General features: G+C 62.0%; 19 protein-coding genes and 1 pseudogene. 6 read left to right on the forward strand and 14 right to left on the reverse strand.

Going from position 1 to position 23,451, the window contains the following annotated elements; all coding sequences use genetic code 11:
- Nucleotides 1–206 precede the first annotated feature (206 nt).
- The 3 genes from NKI64_RS24525 to NKI64_RS24535 form a co-directional block, all read right to left on the reverse strand.
- Nucleotides 207–1,721: a protein adenylyltransferase SelO gene (locus NKI64_RS24525; RefSeq protein ID WP_352670564.1), complete on the reverse strand. Its 1,515-nt coding sequence runs from the start codon at nt 1,719–1,721 to the stop codon at nt 207–209.
- A gap of 243 nt (nt 1,722–1,964) precedes the next feature.
- Nucleotides 1,965–3,341, reverse strand: a complete 1,377-nt coding sequence (locus tag NKI64_RS24530) for an NAD(P)/FAD-dependent oxidoreductase (protein WP_352670568.1) — start codon at nt 3,339–3,341, stop codon at nt 1,965–1,967.
- Between the two features lie 30 nt (nt 3,342–3,371).
- Nucleotides 3,372–4,199: a DUF2243 domain-containing protein gene (locus NKI64_RS24535; protein ID WP_023696175.1), complete on the reverse strand. Its 828-nt coding sequence runs from the start codon at nt 4,197–4,199 to the stop codon at nt 3,372–3,374.
- Nucleotides 4,200–4,510: 311 nt separating this feature from the next.
- Between NKI64_RS24535 and ctaD the strand changes: the two genes are divergently transcribed.
- The gene (ctaD, locus tag NKI64_RS24540) at nt 4,511–6,169 is read left to right on the forward strand and encodes a cytochrome c oxidase subunit I (RefSeq protein WP_023693467.1); all 1,659 of its coding nucleotides are present in this window, start codon (nt 4,511–4,513) and stop codon (nt 6,167–6,169) included.
- A 103-nt stretch (nt 6,170–6,272) separates the two neighbouring features.
- Here the strand turns inward: ctaD and sdhD are convergent, their stop codons facing one another.
- Nucleotides 6,273–6,662, reverse strand: a complete 390-nt coding sequence (gene sdhD / locus NKI64_RS24545) for a succinate dehydrogenase, hydrophobic membrane anchor protein (protein ID WP_027050929.1) — start codon at nt 6,660–6,662, stop codon at nt 6,273–6,275.
- Between the two features lie 657 nt (nt 6,663–7,319).
- Between sdhD and cphA the strand changes: the two genes are divergently transcribed.
- From cphA to NKI64_RS24560, 3 genes are read left to right on the forward strand one after another with little or no spacing between them, the layout of a single operon-like run.
- Nucleotides 7,320–10,097 (forward strand): cyanophycin synthetase, encoded by a 2,778-nt coding sequence (gene cphA / locus NKI64_RS24550; protein WP_050590558.1) that lies wholly within the window; start codon nt 7,320–7,322, stop codon nt 10,095–10,097.
- Nucleotides 10,097–10,996, forward strand: coding sequence for an isoaspartyl peptidase/L-asparaginase family protein (locus NKI64_RS24555; protein WP_352670573.1), 900 nt, complete (start codon nt 10,097–10,099; stop codon nt 10,994–10,996). Before cphA ends, NKI64_RS24555 begins: the two co-directional genes overlap by 1 nt.
- A complete protein-coding gene (locus NKI64_RS24560; RefSeq protein WP_023688542.1) occupies nt 10,993–11,817 on the forward strand; it encodes a cyanophycinase in 825 nt (274 codons plus the stop codon). The genes NKI64_RS24555 and NKI64_RS24560 overlap by 4 nt, the downstream gene beginning before the upstream one ends.
- A gap of 196 nt (nt 11,818–12,013) precedes the next feature.
- Here the strand turns inward: NKI64_RS24560 and NKI64_RS24565 are convergent, their stop codons facing one another.
- Together NKI64_RS24565 and NKI64_RS24570 are read right to left on the reverse strand one after the other, a co-directional pair.
- Nucleotides 12,014–12,511 carry a metallophosphoesterase gene (locus NKI64_RS24565; RefSeq protein WP_352670576.1) on the reverse strand — a complete coding sequence of 166 codons (498 nt, stop codon included), beginning with the start codon at nt 12,509–12,511 and terminating at the stop codon, nt 12,014–12,016.
- A gap of 39 nt (nt 12,512–12,550) precedes the next feature.
- Nucleotides 12,551–12,721: a hypothetical protein gene (locus NKI64_RS24570; protein WP_023688540.1), complete on the reverse strand. Its 171-nt coding sequence runs from the start codon at nt 12,719–12,721 to the stop codon at nt 12,551–12,553.
- A gap of 914 nt (nt 12,722–13,635) precedes the next feature.
- Here NKI64_RS24570 and NKI64_RS24575 point away from each other — a divergent pair.
- On the forward strand, nt 13,636–14,460 hold the full coding sequence (locus NKI64_RS24575) for an SIR2 family NAD-dependent protein deacylase (RefSeq protein WP_023745098.1): 825 nt from the start codon (nt 13,636–13,638) through the stop codon (nt 14,458–14,460).
- Nucleotides 14,461–14,589: 129 nt separating this feature from the next.
- Here the strand turns inward: NKI64_RS24575 and NKI64_RS24580 are convergent, their stop codons facing one another.
- The 3 genes from NKI64_RS24580 to NKI64_RS24590 form a co-directional block, all read right to left on the reverse strand.
- A complete protein-coding gene (locus NKI64_RS24580) occupies nt 14,590–15,657 on the reverse strand; it encodes a M42 family metallopeptidase (RefSeq protein ID WP_023672671.1) in 1,068 nt (355 codons plus the stop codon).
- Between the two features lie 47 nt (nt 15,658–15,704).
- On the reverse strand, nt 15,705–16,133 hold the full coding sequence (locus tag NKI64_RS24585) for a GFA family protein (RefSeq protein ID WP_050588073.1): 429 nt from the start codon (nt 16,131–16,133) through the stop codon (nt 15,705–15,707).
- Nucleotides 16,134–16,202: 69 nt separating this feature from the next.
- A complete protein-coding gene (locus tag NKI64_RS24590; RefSeq protein ID WP_023672669.1) occupies nt 16,203–16,814 on the reverse strand; it encodes an ATP-dependent Clp protease proteolytic subunit in 612 nt (203 codons plus the stop codon).
- Between the two features lie 445 nt (nt 16,815–17,259).
- Here NKI64_RS24590 and NKI64_RS24595 point away from each other — a divergent pair, with 445 nt between their 5' ends.
- Nucleotides 17,260–18,660, forward strand: a complete 1,401-nt coding sequence (locus NKI64_RS24595; protein WP_352670579.1) for a Do family serine endopeptidase — start codon at nt 17,260–17,262, stop codon at nt 18,658–18,660.
- A gap of 182 nt (nt 18,661–18,842) precedes the next feature.
- On the opposite strand, the gene NKI64_RS24600 is transcribed toward NKI64_RS24595, so the two are convergent.
- The 5 genes and pseudogenes from NKI64_RS24600 to NKI64_RS24620 all read right to left on the reverse strand — a co-directional run.
- A complete protein-coding gene (locus NKI64_RS24600) occupies nt 18,843–19,808 on the reverse strand; it encodes an ABC transporter permease (protein ID WP_023672667.1) in 966 nt (321 codons plus the stop codon).
- 3 nt (nt 19,809–19,811) lie between these two features.
- Nucleotides 19,812–20,816, reverse strand: a complete 1,005-nt coding sequence (locus NKI64_RS24605; RefSeq protein ID WP_023693472.1) for an ABC transporter permease — start codon at nt 20,814–20,816, stop codon at nt 19,812–19,814.
- On the reverse strand, nt 20,813–22,357 hold the full coding sequence (locus tag NKI64_RS24610; protein ID WP_023707501.1) for a sugar ABC transporter ATP-binding protein: 1,545 nt from the start codon (nt 22,355–22,357) through the stop codon (nt 20,813–20,815). Before NKI64_RS24610 ends, NKI64_RS24605 begins: the two co-directional genes overlap by 4 nt.
- 60 nt (nt 22,358–22,417) lie before the next feature.
- Nucleotides 22,418–22,930, reverse strand: coding sequence for a substrate-binding domain-containing protein (locus NKI64_RS24615; RefSeq protein WP_352670583.1), 513 nt, complete (start codon nt 22,928–22,930; stop codon nt 22,418–22,420).
- A pseudogene (locus NKI64_RS24620) lies at nt 22,861–23,397 on the reverse strand (substrate-binding domain-containing protein); the annotation flags it as partial. The pseudogene NKI64_RS24620 and the gene NKI64_RS24615, both read right to left, overlap by 70 nt.
- Between the last annotated feature and the right edge of the window lie 54 nt (nt 23,398–23,451).

Below are 23,451 nucleotides of genomic sequence, written 5' to 3' on the forward strand. Positions count from 1 at the left end.
AGCGATGACCAGTCAGCTCCCATGGCTGCGACAAGGTCTCGAGCATCTTCGTCTGATATTCCGGTACGGTCTACGAGCTTCCGTGCCAGCAATTCGAATGCCAATTCTATGATCGTCATAGCTCAGCCCTTACGAGAGTACCCGTGACGATAGCTTGCAAATGGGTCTTCCGCATTTGCACATGTTAAGCGACCATCACGAATGTCTCAGGTACCGCAGAATGTCTGCAGGACGCGCTCATCCGGGCGTGGCGGCTCAGCATAGCGTTCCATTCCCGGCTGCTCATCGAAGGGACGGCTGACGACCGTCAAGATCTCCTCGAACGGTGTGAAGTCGCCGCCCAACGCCGCCTGGATCATCGCCTCGATGCGATGATTGCGGGGGATGAATTTGGGATTGACGGATTGCATGGCTGCCCGGCGCGTGGCCGTGTCGGCTGCTTCGCTTGCAATGCGCTGGCGCCACCGCGCCGACCAGGCATCGAATGAGCCTGGATCCTTAAACAACTGCCGCGCCGTGCCTTGGCCGTCCGCAGCGTCGAGGTCATCGCCCAGGCGCCGAAAGCCGAGCGTAAAGTCCGCTTCGCCGTGAGCCAGCACGTCCAGAAAGTCGGCAGCGAGCTGCAAGTCGCCTTCCGCTTCGGTCAGCAGTCCGAGTTTTCTGCGGAAGCCGCGCTGCAACACAGCCTCATAGGAGGCCTGGAACGACCTCAGCACCTCTTCCGCTTCAGACACTGCTTCATTCTCGTCCGTGCTCATGAGCGGCAGCAGGGTCTCGGCATAGCGCGCAAGGTTCCATGTGGCGACACGAGGCTGGTTGGCATAGGCATAGCGACCGGCGCGGTCTATCGAACTGAACACCGCGCCGGGGTCGTAAGCGTCCATGAAGGCGCATGGGCCATAGTCGATCGTCTCGCCCGAGATCGACATGTTGTCGGTGTTCATGACGCCATGGATGAAGCCGACCAGCATCCAGCGCGCCACCAGGTCCGCCTGTGCGGCGACAACGGCCTCCAGCAAAGCCCGGTACGGCCGTGCTTCCCCCGCCAGCTGTGGGAAGTGACGCTGAATGGCATAGTTGGCCAATATCTTGAGCGCCTCGGTGTCGTGGCGCGCGGCGAAATATTGGAACGTGCCGATCCTGATATGACTTGCCGCCACCCGTGTCAGGACGGCGCCGGGCAGCCGGACCTCGCGATAGACCGGGTCGCCGGTGAGCACCGCCGCAAGGCTTCGCGTCGTCGGAATGCCGAGCGCCGCCATCGCTTCGCTGACGACATATTCGCGCAGGACAGGGCCGAGTGCGGCGCGGCCGTCACCGTTGCGCGAGAACCGCGTTGGTCCCGATCCCTTCAGCTGGATGTCACGGCGAATGCCGTTGACGTCCACCACTTCGCCAAGAAGCAGAGCGCGCCCGTCGCCAAGCTGAGGCACGAAGTTTCCGAACTGGTGGCCCGCATAAGCCAGGGCGATTGCCTGCAAGCCTTCCGGAAATCTGTTGCCGGCAAGCATCGCCACTCCATCCGGGCTGGTAAGCTGGTCGGCATCGAGCCCGAGTTCCTCCGCGAGGGGCCGGTTGAACCGGATCAGCCGCGGTTCGGATACCGGCTTCGGATCTGTTTGCGAGAAGAAGCGCTCCGGCAATTGCCCATAGCTGTTGCTCAGGGCGGGAAGCCCCGTCTGAATGACCGGGGGTTGTTCAGCAGTCGCAGGTGACGTCATGACAAGCTGTCTCTGAAGAGGAGGGTTCAACAGCTCCCGTTTCGAGGAGCCTGTGTTCATTTGAGCATATAGGGACGCAACGCCGCTGGTGCCATCCGGATCCCATCAGGCCGGCACCGGATACAAGCTGGGAACCACCCGCCTCGATTTTCGAGGTTCAGGCTGCCGTGGGACGACGGGCCGTGGCGGAATCCAGAGATGACCCCCGCATCGCCACTGTCTCCGAACTGAGCACCCGGCAATCTAGTCAGTGCGGGCGGGCAATGCCGGGGCGGCGTCTGCCTTGGGTGGCAGCGGCTCTCTCGGGGCCGCTCCCGGCGATGATTTCGAACCCGGTTCGACTCGTTCCTCGGCGATGAGTCGGGCGCCACGCTCATAGGTCAGGTAGCGCCAGAGCCACTGGATCGAGACCTGAACGCGGTGCTGAAAACCGACGAGCAGATAAACATGGATGAGCGCCCAGGCAGACCAGGCGAACCAGCCTTTCAGTTTCAGCCTGCCCGATTCGAACACGGCAGCGTGGCGGCCGACAATGGCCGTGTTGCCTCGATTGCTGAAGACAAAAGCGGGCAGCGTGTCGCCAGCATCTATCCGGCGTGACAGTGCCTTGCCGAGGTACTCGCCCTGCTGCTTGGCGACTTGGGCAAGACCCGGCAATGGCTGGCCGTTCCCATCGAGGACCAGTGCGACGTCGCCAAGCGCGAAGACATCGGGATGGCCAACGACCTGCAGGTCGGATTCGACCTTCACCCGACCGCCGCGGTCGAGCCCGACACCAAGCTGGGCGACCAGCGGAGAAGCCGCCACCCCGGCGGCCCAGAGCGTCAAGGCCACCGGGATCACCTGGCCGCCGACGGTGATCTGATGCGCTTCGATCGCCTCGACCCGGTTGCCGAGCGCGACCTCGACGCCCAGGCTTTCAAGGCGCAGACGTGCATATCTGGAAAGCTCCGGGGCGAATCCGGCGAGCAGACGCTCGCCGGCTTCTACCAGTATGATCCTTGTCTTCTCGGGCCGGATGTTGCGGAAGTCGCGCGCCAGTGTGTGCCGGCTGAGTTCGGCGATCGAGCCCGCCAGTTCGACACCGGTCGGGCCGCCGCCGATAATGGCGATCGTCATCAGCCGGGATTGCTCGACTGGATCGGTGGTCCGTTCCGCGTGCTCGAACGATAGCAGCAGCCGTGACCGGATCGTGCGCGCGTCCTCGATGGTCTTTAAACCGGGACAAACCCGAGCCCAGCTCTCCTGGCCGAAATAGAATGGCTGCGAACCAGTGGCCAAGACCAGGATGTCGTAGGGGACCGTGGTCCCATCGGCCAGCACCAGTATCCTGGCCTCGGTGCCGATCTCGGTGACATCGCCGAAGAGGAACTGAACCGAGGGATAGCGGCCCAGGATCTTGCGGATGGGCTCGGCGATATCAGGCGCCGACAAGGCGGCGGTTGCAACCTGATAGAGCAAGGGCTGGAACAGGTGGTGATTGTGGCGGTCGATGATCGTCACCCCGATTTCCGCCTTGCCGAGCGCCTTGGCAACCTCCAGACCGGCAAAGCCTCCGCCGACCACGACGATGCGCGGTGTCAGGCTCCGGCCGTGGCTGCTCTCGGTGGCGAACTGCATGCTTGATACTCCCCTATCCCTGTCCGGAAGTCATAGCCTGGCAGGAGTGCCTCGCTGCTGGCTGGAGCTACTGCTCATTCCGGCGGCATCGGTCCAGGCGAGGCATCCGGCAATGACAGGCGTCGTGCTGACCACAAGGGCGCCGCGCGCGTGAAGGGATACCAACCCGCGCCATGAGACGCGGTCGACCGCCCAGATGGTGCCGCTGGCGTCGACCCATTTGAGATGGGCGTCGGCGACTTCAACGGCCCGCATCATCGCCGCCGGTTCCATCCCGGCCCGAAAGACGATGATGGAATTGGCGGCACCGTTGAAGAACGGGCCGGCGCCGGCTGCCAATCCCGCGAGCAGGACGATGCTGGTAAGCGCTGCCGAAGCACCGCGTGCCGGTCCGCCGCGGTTGGGCAGCACCAGCACCAACACAAGCGGCACGATGCCGAAGATGACCAGCCACGCAATATCCCAGGCGAGCGGCAAGTCGCTGTTCATCTTGATCCGGTGCAGACCCAGCAGCCAGTGAAACACGACGGCATCGACGACATGCCAGACGCCGAACCCGGCGAAGGCGAGCCGCAGGATCTCCGTGGTGGTCCCGGGCCGCGCGCCGGCCGCCCTCGCGGCCACCAGCAGCACCGTGCCGGCGACGGCGAGCACATACATGAAAAGATGGAAGAGGCCGTCGGCCATGATCTGGAAGCGCAGGTCGGAACCCACCGGATCGGCGACGCCCGAGAGAAGATGATGCCATTGCAGGATCTGATGCAGGACGATGCCGTCGAAGAAACCGCCGAGCGCGAAGCCGAGCAGCAGCCAGCCGGCTCGCGTTCTCGGGTCGAGTGTCGCGGTGATCGCGTCCATGTCAGGACCACCGGCTCCAGGCCGGGGCGTTCAGTTGCCTGGGCACCGACATGTCCGGCGGCATGGGGTCATGGAGACCATGACGCGCCTCGAGCCAGAAGGCGGATATCAGCCCACCAACCACCGTAGTCAGAACCAGTGTCGCAGCAATTATCGCCAGCATGGACGTCGATCCTCAGCCGCGCAGGGTCGGCCGCGCGGAACCTAACCGCGGCTTCCGTGGAATGTTCCTACCGCCGGTTCGGTGGAGGGAACAATCAAGTTCCAGCACGGTTCGATGCTGGCGACGGACGGCTCAAGCGGAGAAGGTCATGAACGAATATACGGCGGCAGATCCGGACGGTCTCGACAGCCACCAGCCGACCGGCATCACCCGATGGCTGTTTTCGACCAACCACAAGGACATCGGCACACTCTATCTGGTCTTCGCTTTCATCGCGGGGGTGATCGGCATGCTCTTGTCGGTGAGCATGCGAATCGAGCTGCAGCAACCCGGGATCCAGTTTTTCCCCGGACTGGCGTCGATGATCTACGGTTACCAGGGCGACGCGGCGATCGACGCCGGCAAGCAGCTTTACAACGTCTTCACCACGGCCCACGCGCTGATCATGATCTTCTACACTGTGATGCCCGCCCTGATCGGCGGCTTCGCCAACTGGATGGTTCCGATCATGATCGGCGCCCCCGACATGGCCTTCCCGCGCATGAACAACATCTCGTTCTGGCTGCTGCCGCCGGCATTGATGTTGCTTTTATTGTCGATCTTCATGCCCAGCGTCCCCGGCGGCTATGGCCCTGGGACCGGCTGGTTCCTGTACCCGCCGCTGTCGACCTCCGGCCATCCCGGTCCCGCCGTGGATCTGGTCATCCTGTCTCTGCACATTGCGGGCGCCTCCTCGATCCTGGGAGCCATCAACTTCATCACCACCATCTTCAACATGCGCGCGCCGGGGATGACCCTGCACAAGATGCCCCTGTTTGTGTGGTCGATCCTCATCACCGCCTTCCTGCTGCTGCTGGCTCTGCCGGTGCTGGCCGGCGCCATCACCATGCTCCTGACCGATCGCAATTTCGGAACCACGTTCTTCGCGCCGGACGGCGGAGGCGACCCGCTGCTGTACCAGCATCTCTTCTGGTTCTTCGGCCACCCGGAAGTCTACATCATGATCCTGCCGGCGTTCGGCATCGTCAGCCAGGTGATCTCGACCTTCTCGCGAAAGCCGATCTTCGGGTATCTCGGGATGGTCTACGCAATCGTGGCGATCGGGGTGATCGGCTTCGTCGTCTGGGCCCACCATATGTACACCAGCGGGATAGGCCTCGACACGCAGCGCTACTTCACCTTCGCCACGATGGTGATCGCAGTGCCGACCGGGATAAAAGTGTTCTCCTGGATTGCAACCATGTGGGGCGGTTCGGTCAGCCTGCGGACGCCGATGCTCTGGGCCCTCGGCTTCATATTCCTGTTCACCGTAGGCGGGGTGACGGGCGTTCAACTCGCAAATGCCGGCCTCGACCGTGAACTGCACGACACATACTTCGTCGTCGCGCATTTCCACTACATACTTTCACTGGGAGCGATCTTCGGCATCTTCGCGGGCTGGTATTACTGGTTTCCGAAAATGACGGGATATCTCTACAATCCGCTTCTGGCTGGGGTCCATTTCTGGACGACCTTCGTCGGCGTGAACCTCGTCTTCTTCCCCCATCACTTCCTTGGATTGGCGGGCATGCCGCGTCGCTATGTCGACTATCCCGACGCATTCGCCGGCTGGAACATGGTGTCCTCGTATGGATCGTACCTGTCGGCCGCGAGTGTCGTGATTTTCCTCTTCGGCATCTTGGAAGCTTTCTACCGGCAAAGAGCCGCCGGCATGAACCCATGGGGGCCAGGAGCTACCACATTGGAGTGGGAGCTGACCTCTCCACCCCCTTTCCATCAATGGGACAGGCTGCCGCAAATCAGATGAGGCCGGGTTGTCGAACTCCTGTGCGCAAGCCAGCCCGGTTCGCCGCTGAGGCGAACTTCAGCCTGCCGGTGGCAGACGTTGGCTGCAGCTGAGAACCGGATCGCTATCTGAAGCTGATTAACAGCACAGCGAACAAGCTTGCGAGCGCGACTGCCCAGCAGAATAACCAATTGGCGATCAGAAGAAGCGATTTGAGCACGGTGGCATGGCAGTAATCTTCGATGATCGATTGCATTCCAAGCCGCATGTGAACGCAGCTTACGAGAATGAAGCCAATAAGGGCTGGCGCGACATAGATCGATCCTACGACGCTGAGGACGGCGTCTCGAGGCTCACCGACCAGCATTATAACGACCGCGACGATGTAAATGACAAGGATCAACAGGGCAGCAGATGTCAGCCGCTCCAGCATGAACGTTTCGGTTCCGTGTTTCGCCGATCCAAGGCCCCGCACTCGAGCTAGCGGAGTTCTGATTGAGGGTCTGTCAGCCATGGCGTTTCCCCAAAATTACTTGGTTGCCTTGCGCGCAACTCAAGCTGTTGCTGTTTCGATGCCCGGGCCGTCGGTGCCGACGGATAGTGGGCAAGCACGGTCTCCAGTCGAGCAAGGCGGGCTTTGTGGGCGTTCAGTTCGTATCCTGAACGCCATCCAATTTGCCTGGGTCTGCCATCTCTGCATAGCTCGCTTTCAAGCAGCGAGATACGAAGGCGGACCGCGTCGATCTCCTTGACGAGCGCGGCCTTCACCGATTTTCGACTCTGCATGGCTGTAGTTCCGGTGCAAGGATGGTTCCAAACCTGACGCGTCTGGAAATGTTCCCGGGTGCCGAAGGCGTGCTGAAGATTAATGCCTCAGTGCTGGACCCGCACAATGGGTCGCCATGAGCTAAAGCCGGGCACTAGCTCAACGGCCGCGATGTGCCCGGCGAATGCTTGTGAAAACGAGCGAATGCCTGGCCCGCCTCGTCCCGAGAGATAAGTAGCCCTCAGAACAGCGACCGCACGTGGCCGAGATGACCAGAGGGTGTTCTTGGTCCAACATATGTTAACGGCCACTTTTGTTTCTCTCTCCTGCAAAAATATTTGGGCTGAAAGGCCGGGAACTAACCGATCCTCCTGATGTTGCGGAGTTAGTCAGGAGAAACGGACTATGTCGGACAAAGAAATTCATCGGGGCGCCTCGCGTTTTCGCCCTATCCGCGTCGTGGACGCCCGCGTGTTTCGCGGGCCGCACCTCTATAGCATGACGCCAATGGTCCAGATTCGGATCGACCTCGGAGCCCTTGAGGCGTTCCCGACAGACAAACTGCCCGGGTTTTCCGAACAAATCGTCCGACTGTTGCCCGGCCTTGCGGGCCATGGCTGCAGCTATGGCGCCGCCGGCGGCTTCGTCCGCCGCATGCAGGAAGGAACCTGGCTCGGCCACGTCGTCGAGCATGTCGCCCTGGAACTGCAGAGCATGCTCGGTCACCGGGTGACACGAGGAAAGACACGGTCGGTCAAAGGCAGTCCGGGCACTTATAACGTCATGTTCGCCTACAAGGACGAGCTTGTCGGGCTGCTCGCCGGGCGCGTCGCGCTCGAACTGGTGGACAGCCTGCTGCCGGCCAATCTCCATGGTGTCGAGGGGCTCGGCGACATTGCGGAAACGCAGGGGCCCTTCGAGTTCGCAGCCAGGCTGCAGCAGCTCAAGCTTCTGGCCGCCGAGCGTGCCTTGGGGCCTACGACTGCTTCCTTGGTGCGCGAGGCCGAGAGGCGAGGCATTCCGGCGGCGCGGATCGACGACAGCAGCCTCGTGCTGTTTGGTCACGGAAAGCATCAGAAGCGCATCCGCGCCAGTTGCAGCGACCTCACTTCCGAGATTGCGACCGAGATCGCCTCGGACAAGGACCTGACCAAATTCCTGCTGCAACAGGCCGGCCTGCCGGTGCCACGCGGGGAGCTGGTGCGATCGGCGCAGGACGCAGTCGCGGCGGCAGCACGGCTGGGCTACCCCGTGGTCACCAAACCACTCGATGGCAATCATGGAAGCGGCGTCAACATCGGTCTGGCAACAGAAGACGAGGTCCGCTGGGGCTTTGAACAGGCGCGAGAACACAGCCGTAGCGTTATAGTCGAGCAGCATTTCGTCGGCTCGGACCACAGGATCCTGGTGATCGGCGGAAAGGTGGTGGCGCTCGCCGAGAGGGTTCCGGCCCATGTGGTCGGCGATGGCCGGAGTTCTGTCGCCGAGCTCGTCGAGGAGACGAACCGCGACCCACGAAGGGGAGAGGGCCATTCCTCGGTATTGACCCGCATCGAGATCGACGAATGCGTCGAGCATTTCCTGTCAAAATCGCAGCTCACCCTGGCGAGCGTTCCAGCGCCGGGTCAAATGGTGCTCTTGCGGCCCACCGCCAATCTCTCCACCGGTGGGACCGCGATCGACCGAACGGAAGAAATCCATCCCGAAAACGCGCTGATCGCCAGGCGGGCGGCACAGATCGTCGGCCTCGACATTGCCGGGATCGACTTCGTCTGTCCCGACATCTCACGGCCGGTGAGCGAAACCGGCGGCGGCATCATAGAGGTGAATGCCGGTCCTGGCTTTCGCATGCATCTCGAACCCTCGTCGGGGCGCGCCCGCAACGTCGCACGGCCCGTGCTCGATCTTCTCTTCAAAGGCGGCAAGGACGGCCGGATTCCGATCTTCGCGATCACGGGAACCAACGGCAAGTCGACCACTGCCCGGATGCTGGCGCACATCCTGCAGGCGAATGGGGCAACCGTCGGGCTCACCTCCACCACCGGCGTCTACTTGAACGGCGAGCGGATCATGACAGGGGACTGCTCCGGTCCGCAGAGCGCCAGGATCGTGCTGCGCGAGCCGGGTGTCGATGTCGCGGTGCTGGAATGTGCGCGCGGCGGCATCCTGCGCGAAGGGCTTGCCTTCGATGCATGCGATGTTGGCGCGGTTCTGAACGTCCACGGCGACCATCTCGGGCTGAGGGGCATCGACACGATCGAGGACCTGGCGGAGGTGAAATCGGTCGTGGTCGAGTCCGTCCGCCGCGGCGGATGGAGCATTCTTAATGCCGACGACGTCCACACGTCCGCAATGTCTCGAGATGCCGGCGGCAGGATCTGCTACTTCTCGCTGGCGAGCAGGAGCGAGTGGCCCGGTTTCTTGCGCAGCCACCTGGCGGAAGGCGGCCGCGCCGTGACGCGGGAGCCCAGCAGCGACGGCTGGGACATTTTCATCCACGAGGATGGGGAATCGATGTTCCTGATGAGCGTCGACGAAATTCCCGCGACCTTCGAGGGTTCGGCCGAATTCAACGTTGCCAACAGCCTGGCAGCCGTCGCTATGGCGCATTGCCACGACGTTCCGGCGGCAACGATCCGGGCGGCGCTGGCGGAGTTTGGCACCTCGTTCGAGCAATCTCCCGGTCGCCTCAACGTCTTCGACGGGCATGGTTTCCGCACGATCGTCGACTATGCGCACAATCCGGAGGGGCTGAGGGCGCTCGGAAAGCTCGTTTCCCACATGAGGCGCGGCTATCAGCGCACGATCGGCCTGGTCGCCATACCGGGCGACCGCCGCGATTGCGACATCCGCGAGATGGGCGCGATCGCTTCGCGGATATTCGACGTCATCGTCTTCAAGGAGGATGAGCAGGAGCTGCGCGGCCGAGCCCCCGGAGCGATCGCCGGCTTGCTGCGGGAAGGTGCCTTGAACGCCGGCTGCGCCCCAGGCCGCATTCACGCCGTCTGTCCCGAGAAGGAGGCCGTCGACGTGTGTCTCCGGCTTGCACGGGAAAACGACCTTGTCGTGCTGACCGTCGACGACGTTGAAGCCGTGTGGCGGCAAGTAACCGGCTTCGGAGGCGCGACGCCTTCGAGGGGAGGGCCCGATCAGACCCATATTCGCCATCTGAGGGCTGGCTGATGTGGTCGCTGATCCTGCACGGCGGCGCCAAGGAGATCCATCCGCAAGAGGAGGAGGCGCATCGCAACGGATGCATCGAGGCGCTCGAGGCAGGTCGGGCCGTCCTGGCCGGCGGCGGAACGGCGGTCGATGCCGTGGAAGCTGCCGGTCGCGTCCTCGAGGCCGACCCGACATTCAATGCGGGATATGGAAGTGCCCTCAATTCGGACGGCGAGGTCGAGATGTGCGCTGGCCTGATGGAGGGCAGGGACTTCAATGTAGGTGCCGTCGCAGTGATCAAGGGCGTGCGCCATCCAATCAGTGTCGCCAAGGCCATGCTGCATGAGGAGCCGATCCTGCTGGCGTCGGAGGGGGCCCGGCGTTTCGCCGCCGACAAGCAGCTGGAACTTTGCGATCCGGCGGATTTGATCACGTCGCAGCAGCGCGACGCCTCCAGCAAGTCTGAGGCGAAGGATACGATCGGTGTGGTTGCCCTGGATCAATACGGGGACATCGCCGTGGGCACTTCGACCGGCGGACTGGACGGCAGTGCTCCCGGTCGTGTGGGGGATTCTCCGCAACCCGGCTGCGGCTATTATGCCGACAACCGGTTGGGAGCCGTCGCCTTCTCGGGAGACGGTGAGCATATCGCGCGAAAGGCTCTCGCGGCCCGTGTCATGCAGGCACTCTCGGCGCGGCAGGCATTGTCTTCGGGACAGGCTGAAGGCGGCCTGGAGCAGGTGCTGAATCCCGCGCTCAAGGAAGTCGAGGCGATCGGCGGCGAAGCCGGAGCCATCGTGCTTACCGCGACCGGCGTGTCTGGATGGGCGCATAACAGCAAGGAGTTCGCAGTCGCATTCATGACCAGCGAGGACAACCACCCACACGTTTTCCTGCGCAAGAAAGACGTGGACAAATGACCGACAAGAAGAAAAAGCGATCCTCGAACGGTAAAGCCGGAACGCTCGTCATCATCGGCGGCCACGAGGACCATGATGGCGATCGTGTCATCTTGAAGGAGGTGGCGAGCCTGGTTCCGAACGGCCGCCTGGTGCTTGCCACCATCGCGTCTCATGAGCCGGATGGCTATCTCGAGAAGTATCAGAGGTCCTTCGGTGAGCTGGGCATCAAGGATGTCATCGAGCTCTACGTCAACGACCGCCTCGAGGCAGCTCATGAAAAGAAAATAAGTGCGCTTGCAGACGTGAGCGCGGTGTTCTTCTCCGGCGGCGACCAGCTCCGCATCACCAGCCAGATAGGCGACACGCCCATCGACGAGCGGGTGCACGAAATCTATGAAGCCGGAGGCGTCATTGCCGGCACCTCCGCGGGCGCGTCGGTCATGAGCGACACAATGATGGTGAAGGGGCCGAACGCAGCGTCCTTTCGGATCGGCCACATTCGGATGGCGCCGGGACTGGGCCTGCTGCCGAATGTCATCATCGACCAGCACTTTGCGGAACGGGGCCGCATTGGGCGGCTCATCGGGGCGGTGTCGCAGAACCCGCGCGTCCTCGGCATCGGCATCGATGAAGACACCGCGATCGTGGTGAAGGGCGAGATGTTCAAGGTCATCGGCAGCGGCGCTGTCTATCTGGTCGATGCAGCCGGCGTGACCCATTCCAACATCGCGGAAGGTGAGCCTGATGCCGCCCTTTCCATCCATGATCTTAGGGTTCACGTGCTGAGCTCAGGCGACGGGTTCGATCTCGCGCTGCGACGGCCGGTGGGGATTCCTTAAGACTTCGCCGCACTCAAGCTGGTGGTGTGGCGCGGTCCGCGTACCGCGAAAACCGCATATATGAAGCAGTTCTCCTATTTGAAGTCGCCCAACCAGGATTGTCGCGTTGTTGCAGGCCCGGCAGGATTACAGACGGCCTCTCGTCGGCTCGAATCCCGCAAAGCTGAGACCTTCGCTCGCCCGGCGTTCTGCCGGGCTAACCCCGCCGGCGACTGGCCTGAATGGCAGCAAAGGTTACCGGACGATACCCCCATGCGTCGACGCCGACATCATGCTGGCGCGTCATCGGCTTCAGACGACCGTGCGAATGACCGTGCAGGTTTACCGCTCTCTTGCCGATCTGGTTCCAGGTGCGAAAAGGATAGTGACACAGAACCAGCAAGCTGCCCTCGACAAGAAGCTCCATATAGTGGTGCACGCTCGCCCAGGCCGGGTCGCCAATGGTGGCAGCGCCATCATTGTTGCCAATTATCAGGTGCTTGGACCCGTTAAGAGACGACAGCAGTGAAGACACGGTCTCGGCTGGACCCTTGGCGAAATCGCCGAGGTGCCAGACCTCGTCGTTCGGGCCAACCGTTTCGTTCCAAAACGCAACGAGCGCCTGGTCATGCTCGACCAACGAGGCGAAGGGACGCCGGTCGAGGCGCAGAATGCGCGGATCGTTGAAATGCGTATCGGAAGTGAAGAAGATCATGCGCCGCGGCCGGCTGCGACGCGCGACCGGCGATCGCGTCTAAATGCCGGAGCGCTCTTCGGCTTCATCATCGATCCCGATCGGGGCTTCCCTGAGCATCTTGAGTGCCTCTTCCTTCGTAAGGCCGCACTTGCGCGCGAAGTAGAGCGCCTCGATCGCCTTTTCGCGATCCGCCGTGGATTTTGCGTGCTGTTTGGGCTTTTTGCCCATCGTTCTCTGCCACCTTCCGAGGCCACCAAACCATCACAGTGCCGCGTTGTTCCCGTGCATCGGCTGACCTGCCGGACTGCGCGAATGCCGATGTCGCCGGCATCCCGCGAGCCCCGGACAGCGCGTATATCAGCCGGCTCGCGACAACGGCGGAGCGACTCCAACCCCGACAGCGTGAATTCAAACGAAAGCCCGCGCCGTGGGAGGGGCCGGCGCGGGCGATCGGGCTACCGATCTTGCAGCGCGGGGGTCGACCGCTGCATGGCTCGAACTGTGCAAGCGAGCATTTGTTCCGGGCCGCATGCAAAGCATCGGCGTTTCATTGCAATTCTGGGGGACACAACCAGCATTTCGCTTCAGTCCGCCGCCGATGTGGGAGGATGAATACCGCCTTGCGCTAATTCGTCCGCCCTGGACACGAAACCAACCGCGCATTGAGCGCGTAGCTTCGGCGATTTAAAAACACCTGCACTGGAATATTTCCGGGCGCATGGAACATCTCCGGCCGCTGATGTTTAGGCCGGAATGACGATGATCTCTGTTCTTACAATGATTTACTCTCTCGCCATCTTTATCGGCGCGAAGCGGCGCAACCTCTTGGTGAATGCGAAACTCGACAGAGTTTTGCGCAATATGGCTGGCGCAGAACTGAATCAACGTGGCCAGTAAACCGCAACACCGCCGGTTCCAGTTCACAGCCAGTGTCCTCGCGGCCGCTACCTCGGTTCGGGTGGCAAGCGGCTCGGCAGGACTGCAAGGGCCGCCCCCTCTGGGCTGGCTGGTGCGTGGTCGACCCGATTTCGTCGATGAGGGCGGAGCACGCTGGCTCGAATTGGGGAGCCGCGTCCACGATCCCCGCACCGGGGCACGCACCTTAGGTCCGGCCCACGCGAGTGGCTTCGGAGGACCTATCCATGAACGATGATGATCCTATAGATTCGCTCGCCAATGCAATTCGTCATCGCAGCGCAATTTTGTTTGTGGGGGCGGGGGTATCGATCAGCGTCGGACTTCCGTCTTGGGAGAAACTCATCGAGCGAATGGCAAAGGAGCTCGGCGTCGACGATGAATTTTCCACGCGACGCGATCGTTTTCAGACCTTGGCCGAATACTATCGGATCAAGCATGGCAGTATCGGACCACTTCGCAGTTGGATGGACAGAAACTGGTCTGTCGCCAAGGAACGGATTGAGAAATCGGAATTGCACCGACTCATCGTGACGCTCGATTTTCCCGTCATCTATACGACGAACTATGACCGGAACCTGGAACTCGCTTTTGAAATCCACGGTCTAGAGTACGTGAAAGTGGCCAACGCACGGCACGTTGCGCAGGCCCGTCGAGGCGTAACGCACATCGTGAAATTTCACGGCGACTTTGACGAGGACTCTTCCCTTGTCCTCACCGAAACCGACTATCTTGACCGCCTGTCCTTCAATTCTCCCCTTGATGTCCGCTTTCGCTCCGATGCTCTCGGCAGCACGATCCTGTTCATTGGCTATAGCCTCTCCGATCCAAACATCCGGCTGCTGTTGCACCGGCTTTGGCAGACCTGGCACCGGTCTGGATATGAGAAAGATCGTCCCCCTTCGTTCATCTTCATGCCCAGCCGCAACCCTGTGGAGGAGGCCGTGCTTGGGCGCTGGGGTATTTCGGTGCTCGTTGGCGCAGGTGATGATCCTGAAGCCGGTCTGACGGACTTCCTCAGGCGTTTGGTGGAAGCGGTGGGGGTGACCTGAGGCGCGCTCCCCAGTGGACTGCAGTTGGGTTTTCTCAGGTGCGCGGTGACCGACGCACCAGGCGGTGGCCGACAGGCACCAGATCAGCGACTGTTGGAGCTAGGACTTCCACAATCAATCCCGCCGCGATCATCTTGGCGTGAAGTCGATCTCCGGCGTCAATTGCCGGCAATATGCACAAACAAGGTCAATCGTCGTTTGCACATCATCCAGGCAAACAACTTCGGACGGGGTATGCATGTAACGCAAAGGCACGGAGAGCACTCCACTTGCGACGCCGCCTCGGTTCTGCTGCATGACACGCGCGTCGGTAGGGCTTGAGCTGCCCACCGCCTGAAGCTGATAAGGTAGGCCCTCTTTCTCGGCCACCGACTTCAGCAGATTGAACACCACCGGGTTGGTGTTCGCGCCTTGAGTGATTGCCGGCCCTTTCCCAAGGTCCAGTTTGCCCTGATCCTCGGCGCGAGCGCGCGGATAGTCCATCGCCACGCCCATATCGATTGCGAGGCCGGTTCGAGGTGCGATGTTGAACGCTGAGGTCATCGCGCCTCGGGACCCAATTTCCTCTTGAACCGTACCCAGGATATAGAGGCCCACGCCGGGGTGAACGCCTCCCTCCTCGGAGAGGCAGCGCAGGACCTCGGCGCCGATGAGGAGGCCAACCTTGTTGTCGAACGCTCGTCCGACAGCAAGGTTGCCCTGTAGCGCCGCAAACTCGCCGTGGATAGTGACCGCGCTGCCGACCTCTACGACCTTCAACGCTTCCTCTCGCGAACTCGCGCCGATATCGATCCATAGTTCCATCAGCGAGGGAGTTTGAGACGTGTCAGAGGCTTTGAAGGTCTGGATTGCTTTGCGACCTACGACGCCCAGGATCGGCTCCTTGCCGTGCACCCAGACACGCTGGCCGATTTCAGTGGCAACGTCCGTTCCACCTATGGTGCTGAAGAAAAGAAAGCCGTCATCGTCGATGTAATGGACGATGAAGCCGACCTCATCCATGTGCCCGGCATACATGAAGCGCATAGACGCCTCAGGATTGATGATCGCCGTGACATTGCCCATGACGTCCGTCGTCAACCTGTGGGCATACGGACGAACATACTCGCGGAAAAGCTCCGCTACGGGTTGCTCAAAGCCGCTCGGCGACGGGGTCGCCACAATTTCCTTCAAGAACTTGAGTGATTCATCGCGCATCAAGCTGACTTTCACGGTTCAAGGGGTGGAGGGCCATTCGAGCATGGTCATACTCGTCGGGCTTCGCGCCAATTTTGGCCTTCTTCGGTGCGATCGCCCGCGAATTGGTCAGCCCAAGGCAGGTTGTGGAGCCAGGCTTCGCGCCGGGGGGTCCAAAGCTCGTATGTCGGGAGAAGGTCGTTTGGCGCATCGTCGAGAGTGCCGATCATGATCTCGGCTTCGTCGTCGCGGAGATTCACCACGCGCGACCCGCATGCCGGACAAAAACCTCTGCCGTTGAACGCCGCAAGCTCGCCCTTGCACTGGTAAGCCGACCGTGGCCACACGGCAAAGGCACTGTAGGTGCTGCCGCTGGTTCGCTTGCAATCCTGGCAATGACACAAGCCAACGCGCAACGGCGCGCCGGCAACAACATACCTCACAGACCCGCAAAGACAGCCGCCGGTCCGCTCTATCTTGTCAACCTCGTCGTTCATGGTCGCCGCCGACATGAGTGAGGGGAAACGTGTTGGACTCCGCTCTGCCGTTTCCATCGAGGCATCAAGTTAATGGGCAATGTCTTCAACAAGGCCTAGCTCCAAAGCTCTTGCTGCCATCAGGTAGCAGCTGTTCAGGGCATGGTCGCGCAGCTCTTCCAGCGATGTTCGAGAACCTTGGACGAGATCGGCGAACCCTTCATTCTCGAGTCGCTCTGCCGTTTCCAACAGCGCAAGTTGTTCGCGAACGATCTGAAGACAGCTTCGAATTGGTCCATTCAGAACCAAGTCTTTCTCAAGCCTTCTTTCATGAATCAGCAGGACTGCTTGCGGGCAAAGGAACCTGCAGGCTTTCGGGAAAGCGGCAAGGACCGTTACCCCGGCAGAGTAAACCGTATTCTTGCCAATGATGTAGCCGTTGCGGCCCGAGTGTTTCAGAAAAAGTTTGAACTCTAGAGCTAGACGTCGCGCGCCGTCGGCGTCGCCTCCGGGCGTGTCGATTTCAACGTAGAGATCGTCTTCCCCGGAACGCACGGCTTTCAAATCGTCCAAGGCTTTGGTGACGACAGTGTCATCAATCAAGCCGTGTATACGCAAGTTTGGATCGAACAAAAGCCGGTGAAGGTCTGGAGCGGGCGGCGGGGAGACGGTGTGTTCGGCTGACTGGGGCAACAGGTCCATATAGGCATCCTCATTATGGGGCCGAACTTAGTTGGTACCCTTTTGTTCCCTTGAGGGAGTTCGAGCGGTGGTGATCACAGCCGCGTCTCTCAGCGGCTGTGGAGCTACCTCTTTCATTGCAGATCCTTTTCGCACCAGGCCCGGTAGAGGCACCTCAGCCGCTAGGTTGGCTCCATGGGCATATCGGGCATTTGCCGGAGCTGACGCAGTCGCTTTGCTGATTTCTGCTACGTCCGGGACCAGTCCTGTGGACGGTTGAACTCGACGGCCTCAATGGTTCCCGGCTGCTGCCTTCCGGACCCCCCGCGGTCGGGCTATTTTTCCTGGCCGTGCCATTTTTCCGGGGGGCTGAAACAAACAGCTTTGTTGGCAGTTCTAGCGTCCGGAGCACCGGCTCCGCGCGGCGCGGCCGAGCGGCCGGGGCTGTCCGGCAGGAGGTCCAGCAATGTCTCACGATATGCAAAGACGATTTGCAACGCGCTTGATCGCGGTTGCGCTGATGCTCTCGGCCAGTGGCGTGGCGCCTGTCCTGGCCCAGGATACCCCGACCGACTTCACAGCGATCATCCAGCAGAAATTGCCGGCCGTGGTCGCGATCACGACCCGGGAGGTTGTCCAGGACCAGACGACGGCGGGCGACTTTACAAGTCCGTTCGACGGCCAGGGCCTCGGACCCGTTCAGCCGCAGGTGAGGGAGGCGCTTGGCTCCGGATTTGTGATCAGTGCCGACGGCTACATCGTCACCAACAACCATGTCGTTGCCGATGCGACAGAGATCCATGTCGTATTTTCCGACAAGGAAACGGCGCCGGCGCAATTGGTCGGCCGTGACCCCGCCACCGATATAGCGGTGCTGAAGGTCGACCCGCGGCCCAACATGACCACGACCAAATGGGGTGACTCGGATGCAATGCAGCCGGGCGCATGGACAATCGCGATCGGCAGTCCCTTCGGGCTCGGAGGGACTGTCACTGTCGGCGTTCTTTCGGCCCGCTCGCGAGACATTCAAGCCGGGCCGTACGACGATTTTCTCCAGACGGACGCGTCGATCAACCGAGGCAACTCGGGCGGTCCGCTGTTCAACGCACGTGGCGAGGTGATCGGCGTCAACACCGCCATCGTCTCGCCGTCCGGCGGCAGCATCGGGATCGGGTTTGCGGTGCCATCGCGCACCGCCCAAAGCATCGCCGACCAGTTGATCAGAACCGGCCGGATCGAGCGTGGCTTCATCGGGGTCCGCCTGCAGGACATCACGCCGTCGCTGGCTGAGGCCCTCGAGATGAAGGATGACAAGGGCGCGCTGGTTGCTTCGGTCGAGCCCGGCAGCCCGGCGGAGAAAGCCGGCTTGAAGCCGGGTGACGTGATCACCCGGTTCAACGGCAAGGGCATTGAGGGTGTCCATGACCTCACGCTTGCGACGGCTAGCCAGAAGCCTGGCAGCAAGGCCACTCTGACACGGAGTAACGGCGGCAAGGACCAGGAGATCGCGCTTGTCATCGGTGAGCGCAAGGATGCGGAGGTGAAGACCGGCGCTGTTCCCGACAAGAAGTCGGCGGCCGAAGGCCTCGGCCTATCCCTCAGCCCGATTCCGGATCAGGCGCGTCAGCAGCTAGGCATCAAATCAGGAACAACCGGGGTCTTCGTCGTGGAAGTGGTTCCCGATGGCCTTGCCGCCCGGAGCGGATTGCAGCCCGGCGATGTCATCATATCGGCCAACAATCGCCGCGTGACGGAGCCTTCGGATATCGTCGAGGAGTGGGCGAACTCTCGCCGGCAGAGCAAGCCCATCCTGTTTCGGCTGGAAAGGCAGGGGCAGTCCGTGTTCGTGGCGGTCGCCGGGAGATGACCGTCTCCAGGACGGCCATGTGACTGCACCAGGATCCGCTTGCGGATCCCGCTCCAAGGGTGTCGGACCCCAGGTGCACCGGGGAAGCATCGCCGCAGAAAGTCTGCGGGATGCGCTCATCGGCCGGGTGCGCACGCGCACTGATTCTGCAGCGCCATCGTGCTCGAAGGCGCTCGCCATCCTCAGGCAGTTTCGCGCCTTGCCGTAAGCCGTGCCTGGAGAAGGACGACGACGAGCAAAAACAGCCCGCGGATCACCGACTGCCAGTAGGCTGACAGCGAAATCCAGCCCATGCCGTTTTCGAAGTTCAGGACGTTGAAAAGGATCCCGAGCAACAGCACGCCGGCCAGCGTGGTCAACACCGAGCCAGAGCCGCCGGTCAGCAGCGTCCCGCCCACGACGACCGCTGCGATGGCAAACAGTTCCCAGCCGACGCCCTCGATCGGCTGGCCTGCGCCGAACTGAGAAGCGAGGACGACGCCGGCGAGCCCGGCCAGGCACCCGCTTGCGACATAGACGAGAAATTTGACGCGGTCCGTGCGCAGCCCCATCAGCCGCGAGGCATCCTCGCCGCCGCCGATGGCCAGCACCGTCCGTCCCGTGCTGGTGTAGTTCAGGACCACTGAGCCGACGGCATAGGCAACCAGGGCGATGACTGCCGGAATCGGGAAAATCCAGAAATTCCCTTGGCCGATGGCGGTGAAACCCGAATCGTAAGACACCGAAACGGTCTGGTTGCCGGCCAGAAGCAGCGCCGAGCCGCTTGCGGCCAGCATGGTGGCAAGCGTGGCGATGAAAGGCATCAGGTTGCCGCGCGTAACCAGGAGCGCGTTGATCAGCCCGGCTGCTAGGCCGGCGCCAACGCCCGCTGCAAGGCCTGCCACGATGCCGTGCGGGCTCGCCAGGGCCGACGCGACGCTGCCCAAGGCGGCGACGGAGCCGACGGACAGGTCTATGCCGCCGGTCATGATCACGAAGCACATGCCGAGCGCGACGAGCGCGAACATCGAGTTGTAGCGCAGAACACTCATCACGTTGAAGAGGCCGAGGAAGCGGTCGTAGCGCAGGAATCCGAACAGGACGAGGGCTGCAAGCGCGATGACGACACCGTAAGTGCCGATGATGCGAACCAGTCTGGCGCTGTTCATGGATTACACCCGGTGTTGCTGCTGCAGCCAGACGGCGAATGCGATGATGCCGGCCTTGACGACGAGCGCAGCGGCGTCGGGTACGCCATTGGCGAGCAGCGTGTAGCGCACCAACTGGATGGTCAGTGCGCCCAGCAGGGTGCCGATGATTGTGGCCTTTCCGCCACTCAACAGCGTGCCGCCCACCGCGACCGCCGCGATGGCGTCGAGTTCCATGCCCAGCCCCACGAGATTGGCGTCGCTGGAGGAGTTGATCGCAATGACGACGAGACCGGCTAGCCCCGCGCACAGGCCGCTGATCGCATAGACAGCGAGCTTGATCCTCGATACGGCGATGCCGGCGAGTTCAGAGGCCTTTTCATTGCCGCCGACCGCCAGGATGCTTCGCCCGAACACCGTGCGGTGAAGGGCCCAAGCGGCCACCGCAACCAGCACGGCCATGATGATGACCTGCGCGGGAATGCCGAGCGGGCGGGCAAGTCCGATCCACTGGAATTGCGGCACGCGGAAGGTCTGCAGATTGCCGTTGGTCATGACCTGCGCGATCCCGCGCCCGGCGATGAACAGCACGAGCGTTGCAACAATAGGTTGGATGCGGAAACGCGAGACCAACCAGCCATTGAACAGCCCGAACAGGCCGGCGACGAGGATCGAGGCAATCATCGCGACGGCTACCGCCAGATAGATGTTTCCGACCGGGAAGATCGTGCCCATGAAGATCATCGGCGCCAATGCGCCGGAGATCGCCATCAGCGAACCAACCGACAGGTCGATGCCGCCGGTGGCGATCACCAGGGTCATCCCCACCGCGACGATCACAATCGTGCAGACCTGGGTTAGGTTGACGTTGAGTGTCTGCAGCGTCGCGAAATTGCGCGTATAGGCAAGGTTGAAGACCACCAGCAGCACAAGCGCGATCACCGTGCCGTAGCGCGCCAGGAAACCGAACACATCAAAGCGGCGGTTTCCAGCGTCGTTGGCTGCGGATGGTGTGGCCAGATCGCTCACGCTGCCTCTTTCGCCGCGCCGCCATGCGCCATCGCCGCGAGCACGTCCTCCTCGTCGGCTGCCTGGCCTTCCAGTTCGGCCACCCTCACTCCTTCGCGCAGCACGAATATGCGGTCGGCTCCTTCCATCACTTCCTCGAGTTCCGAGGAGATCATCAGCACGCCGAGCCCGTCATCGGCAAGCTTGCGGATGAGGCGCTGGATCTCGGCCTTGGCCCCGACATCGATGCCGCGCGTCGGCTCATCGAGAATGAGCAGCTTCGGGTTCATTGCCAGCCAGCGGGCAAGCAGCACCTTTTGCTGGTTGCCGCCCGACAACTCGCGGACCTTCTGGTTAGGCCCCGAGCATTTGATGTCGAGTTCACGAATGAAGCGCTCGACGATCTCCTTCTGCCGGGCCTCGTTCAGGATGCCATTGCGGCTGATTTTCGGCAGCAGTGCCAGTGTTATGTTCTCCGCGACGGTCATTTCCGGCACGATGCCCTCGGCCTTGCGGTCCTCAGTGCAGAAGCCCATCCCTGCGGCGATGGCATCAGCGGCACGTGCGGGATGGTAGGACGCGCCCTCCATCGTCATCTCGCCTGCGCTCCGGCGGTCGGCGCCGAATACGAGGCGGGCTGTTTCGGTGCGGCCGGCGCCGAGCAAGCCGGCAAAGCCGGCGATCTCGCCGCGGCGCAGGTCGAAGCTCACGTCACGCACCAACTGGCCGGCCGCCAGCCCTTGCGCGGTAAACAGCACATCACCGATCCTCGACCGATCGCGTTCACCGAACGCGGTCGCATGGCCTTCGACGGCTGCGACGTCGCGGCCGAGCATGGCCGCGACCAGCTCCAGCTTGCCGATGTCGCTCATCGCCGCGCTTCGTACCGTGCGGCCGTCACGCATGATCGTGACCCGGTCGCAGACCTCGTACAACTCGTCGAGCTTGTGGCTGACGAACAGAACGGAGACGCCGTCGGCCTTGAGCTGACGGATAACGCTGAACAAGACCGAGACTTCACGCTCGTCCAGCGAGGAGGTCGGCTCATCCATGATCACGAGGCGGGCGGAAAAGCCGATGGCGCGGGCGATCGCCACCATCTGCTGCGTGGCGGTGTTGAAATCGCTGAGCGGGCGGCGCACGTCGATGCCGATCGAGAAGCGGCTGAGCAGGCGCTCGGCTTCCGCATGCATCGCGCTCCAGTCGAGCAGGCCGCGGCGGCGCTTCTCGCGTCCAAGGCAGATGTTCTCGGTCACCGAGCGCAGCGGTACGAGATTGATCTCCTGGTAGATGGTGCTGATGCCGCTGACCTGCGCCTGATGCGGAGACCCAACTTCGAACGGCTTCCGTTCGAACAGCACCTGCCCCGCATCCCGGCGGTAATAGCCGGTGAGCACCTTGATAAGTGTCGATTTGCCCGCACCGTTCTGGCCGATGAGTGCGTGGATCTCGCCCGGAAGAACCTGGAGCGAGGCATCGGCCAGGGCAGGGATGCCGGCAAAACGCTTCTGGATGTCACGCATGTCCAGGAGCAGCGCGGCTTGGTCCGGCTGAGCGGTCATCGTCAAACTCCCAAACCCTACCCGCCGAAGCGGGTAGGGCAACTGGAAAGAAAGTGGATATCAGAACGCAATATCGAAGTCTTTCTTCGCGTTCGTGGCGTCGAAGAAGGCATCCTCGTTCTTGATGAACGGCGGGATCTTCTTGCCGGCCGCATAGTCGGCCATCGTAGCGAAGGCCTTCGGCCCGAACAGCGGACTACAAGCGCAGATAGCGCCGATCTTGCCGTCAATGATCGCCTGGACGCCTTCCTTCTCGCCGTCGATCGACAAGATCAGCACATCCTTGCCCGGGGTCTTGCCGGCTGCTTCCAAAGCGGCGATGGCGCCCAGCGCCATCTCATCATTGTGCGCGTAGATGATATCCGCATCAGGGTGCGCCTGAAGCAGCGTCTCGGCGACCTGCCGGCCCTTGTCACGAGCGAAGTCGCCGGACTGCGACGCCGGATGGTGAACTGCGAGTGCTTGGCGATGAAATCGTCGAAGCCTTTCTTGCGGTCGGTAGCGGCCGAGGCTCCGGTCGTGCCTTCCAGCTCGATGATTTTCGACTTGCCATTGGCGTTCTTGACCAGCCATTCGCCGACGCGGGTCGCCTCCTCGATGAAATCCGAACCGATGAAGCAGACATAATCCTCGCCCGGCTTGGCCATGGTGTGATCAACGTCGCGGTCGACCAGAAACACCGGTATGCCGGCATCGCGCGCGGCAAGAATGACCGGCACCAGGGGCTTGTCTTCGCGGGGCGGCAGGAAGATTGCGTCGACGCCCTGCGCGATCATCGAGTTCACGTCGGAGGCCTGCTTGGCCGACGAACCGGCGGCATCCGTGTAGACCAGCTGATGGCCGAGCTTGGCGGCTTCGTCCTGCATGCTCTTGGTCTCGGCAAGGCGCCACGGATTGTTGCTTTCCGTCTGGGCGAAACCGACCTTGTACTTGTCCTTCTTGGCGAGTGGCGGGAGCGCCGCGAAGGCGCGTGAGCCGAGTGTCAGCGCGACCGCGCCGGCGGCGGAGCCAACCAGTAGTTTTCGACGGGTAATGATCATGCTCTTTCCTCCTTTATTGTCGCTTTCAGCGACTGTGTAATTTCCTCACGATAT

The organism is Mesorhizobium sp. M0478, assembly GCF_040321305.1.
Taxonomy (GTDB): Bacteria; Pseudomonadota; Alphaproteobacteria; order Rhizobiales; family Rhizobiaceae; genus Mesorhizobium.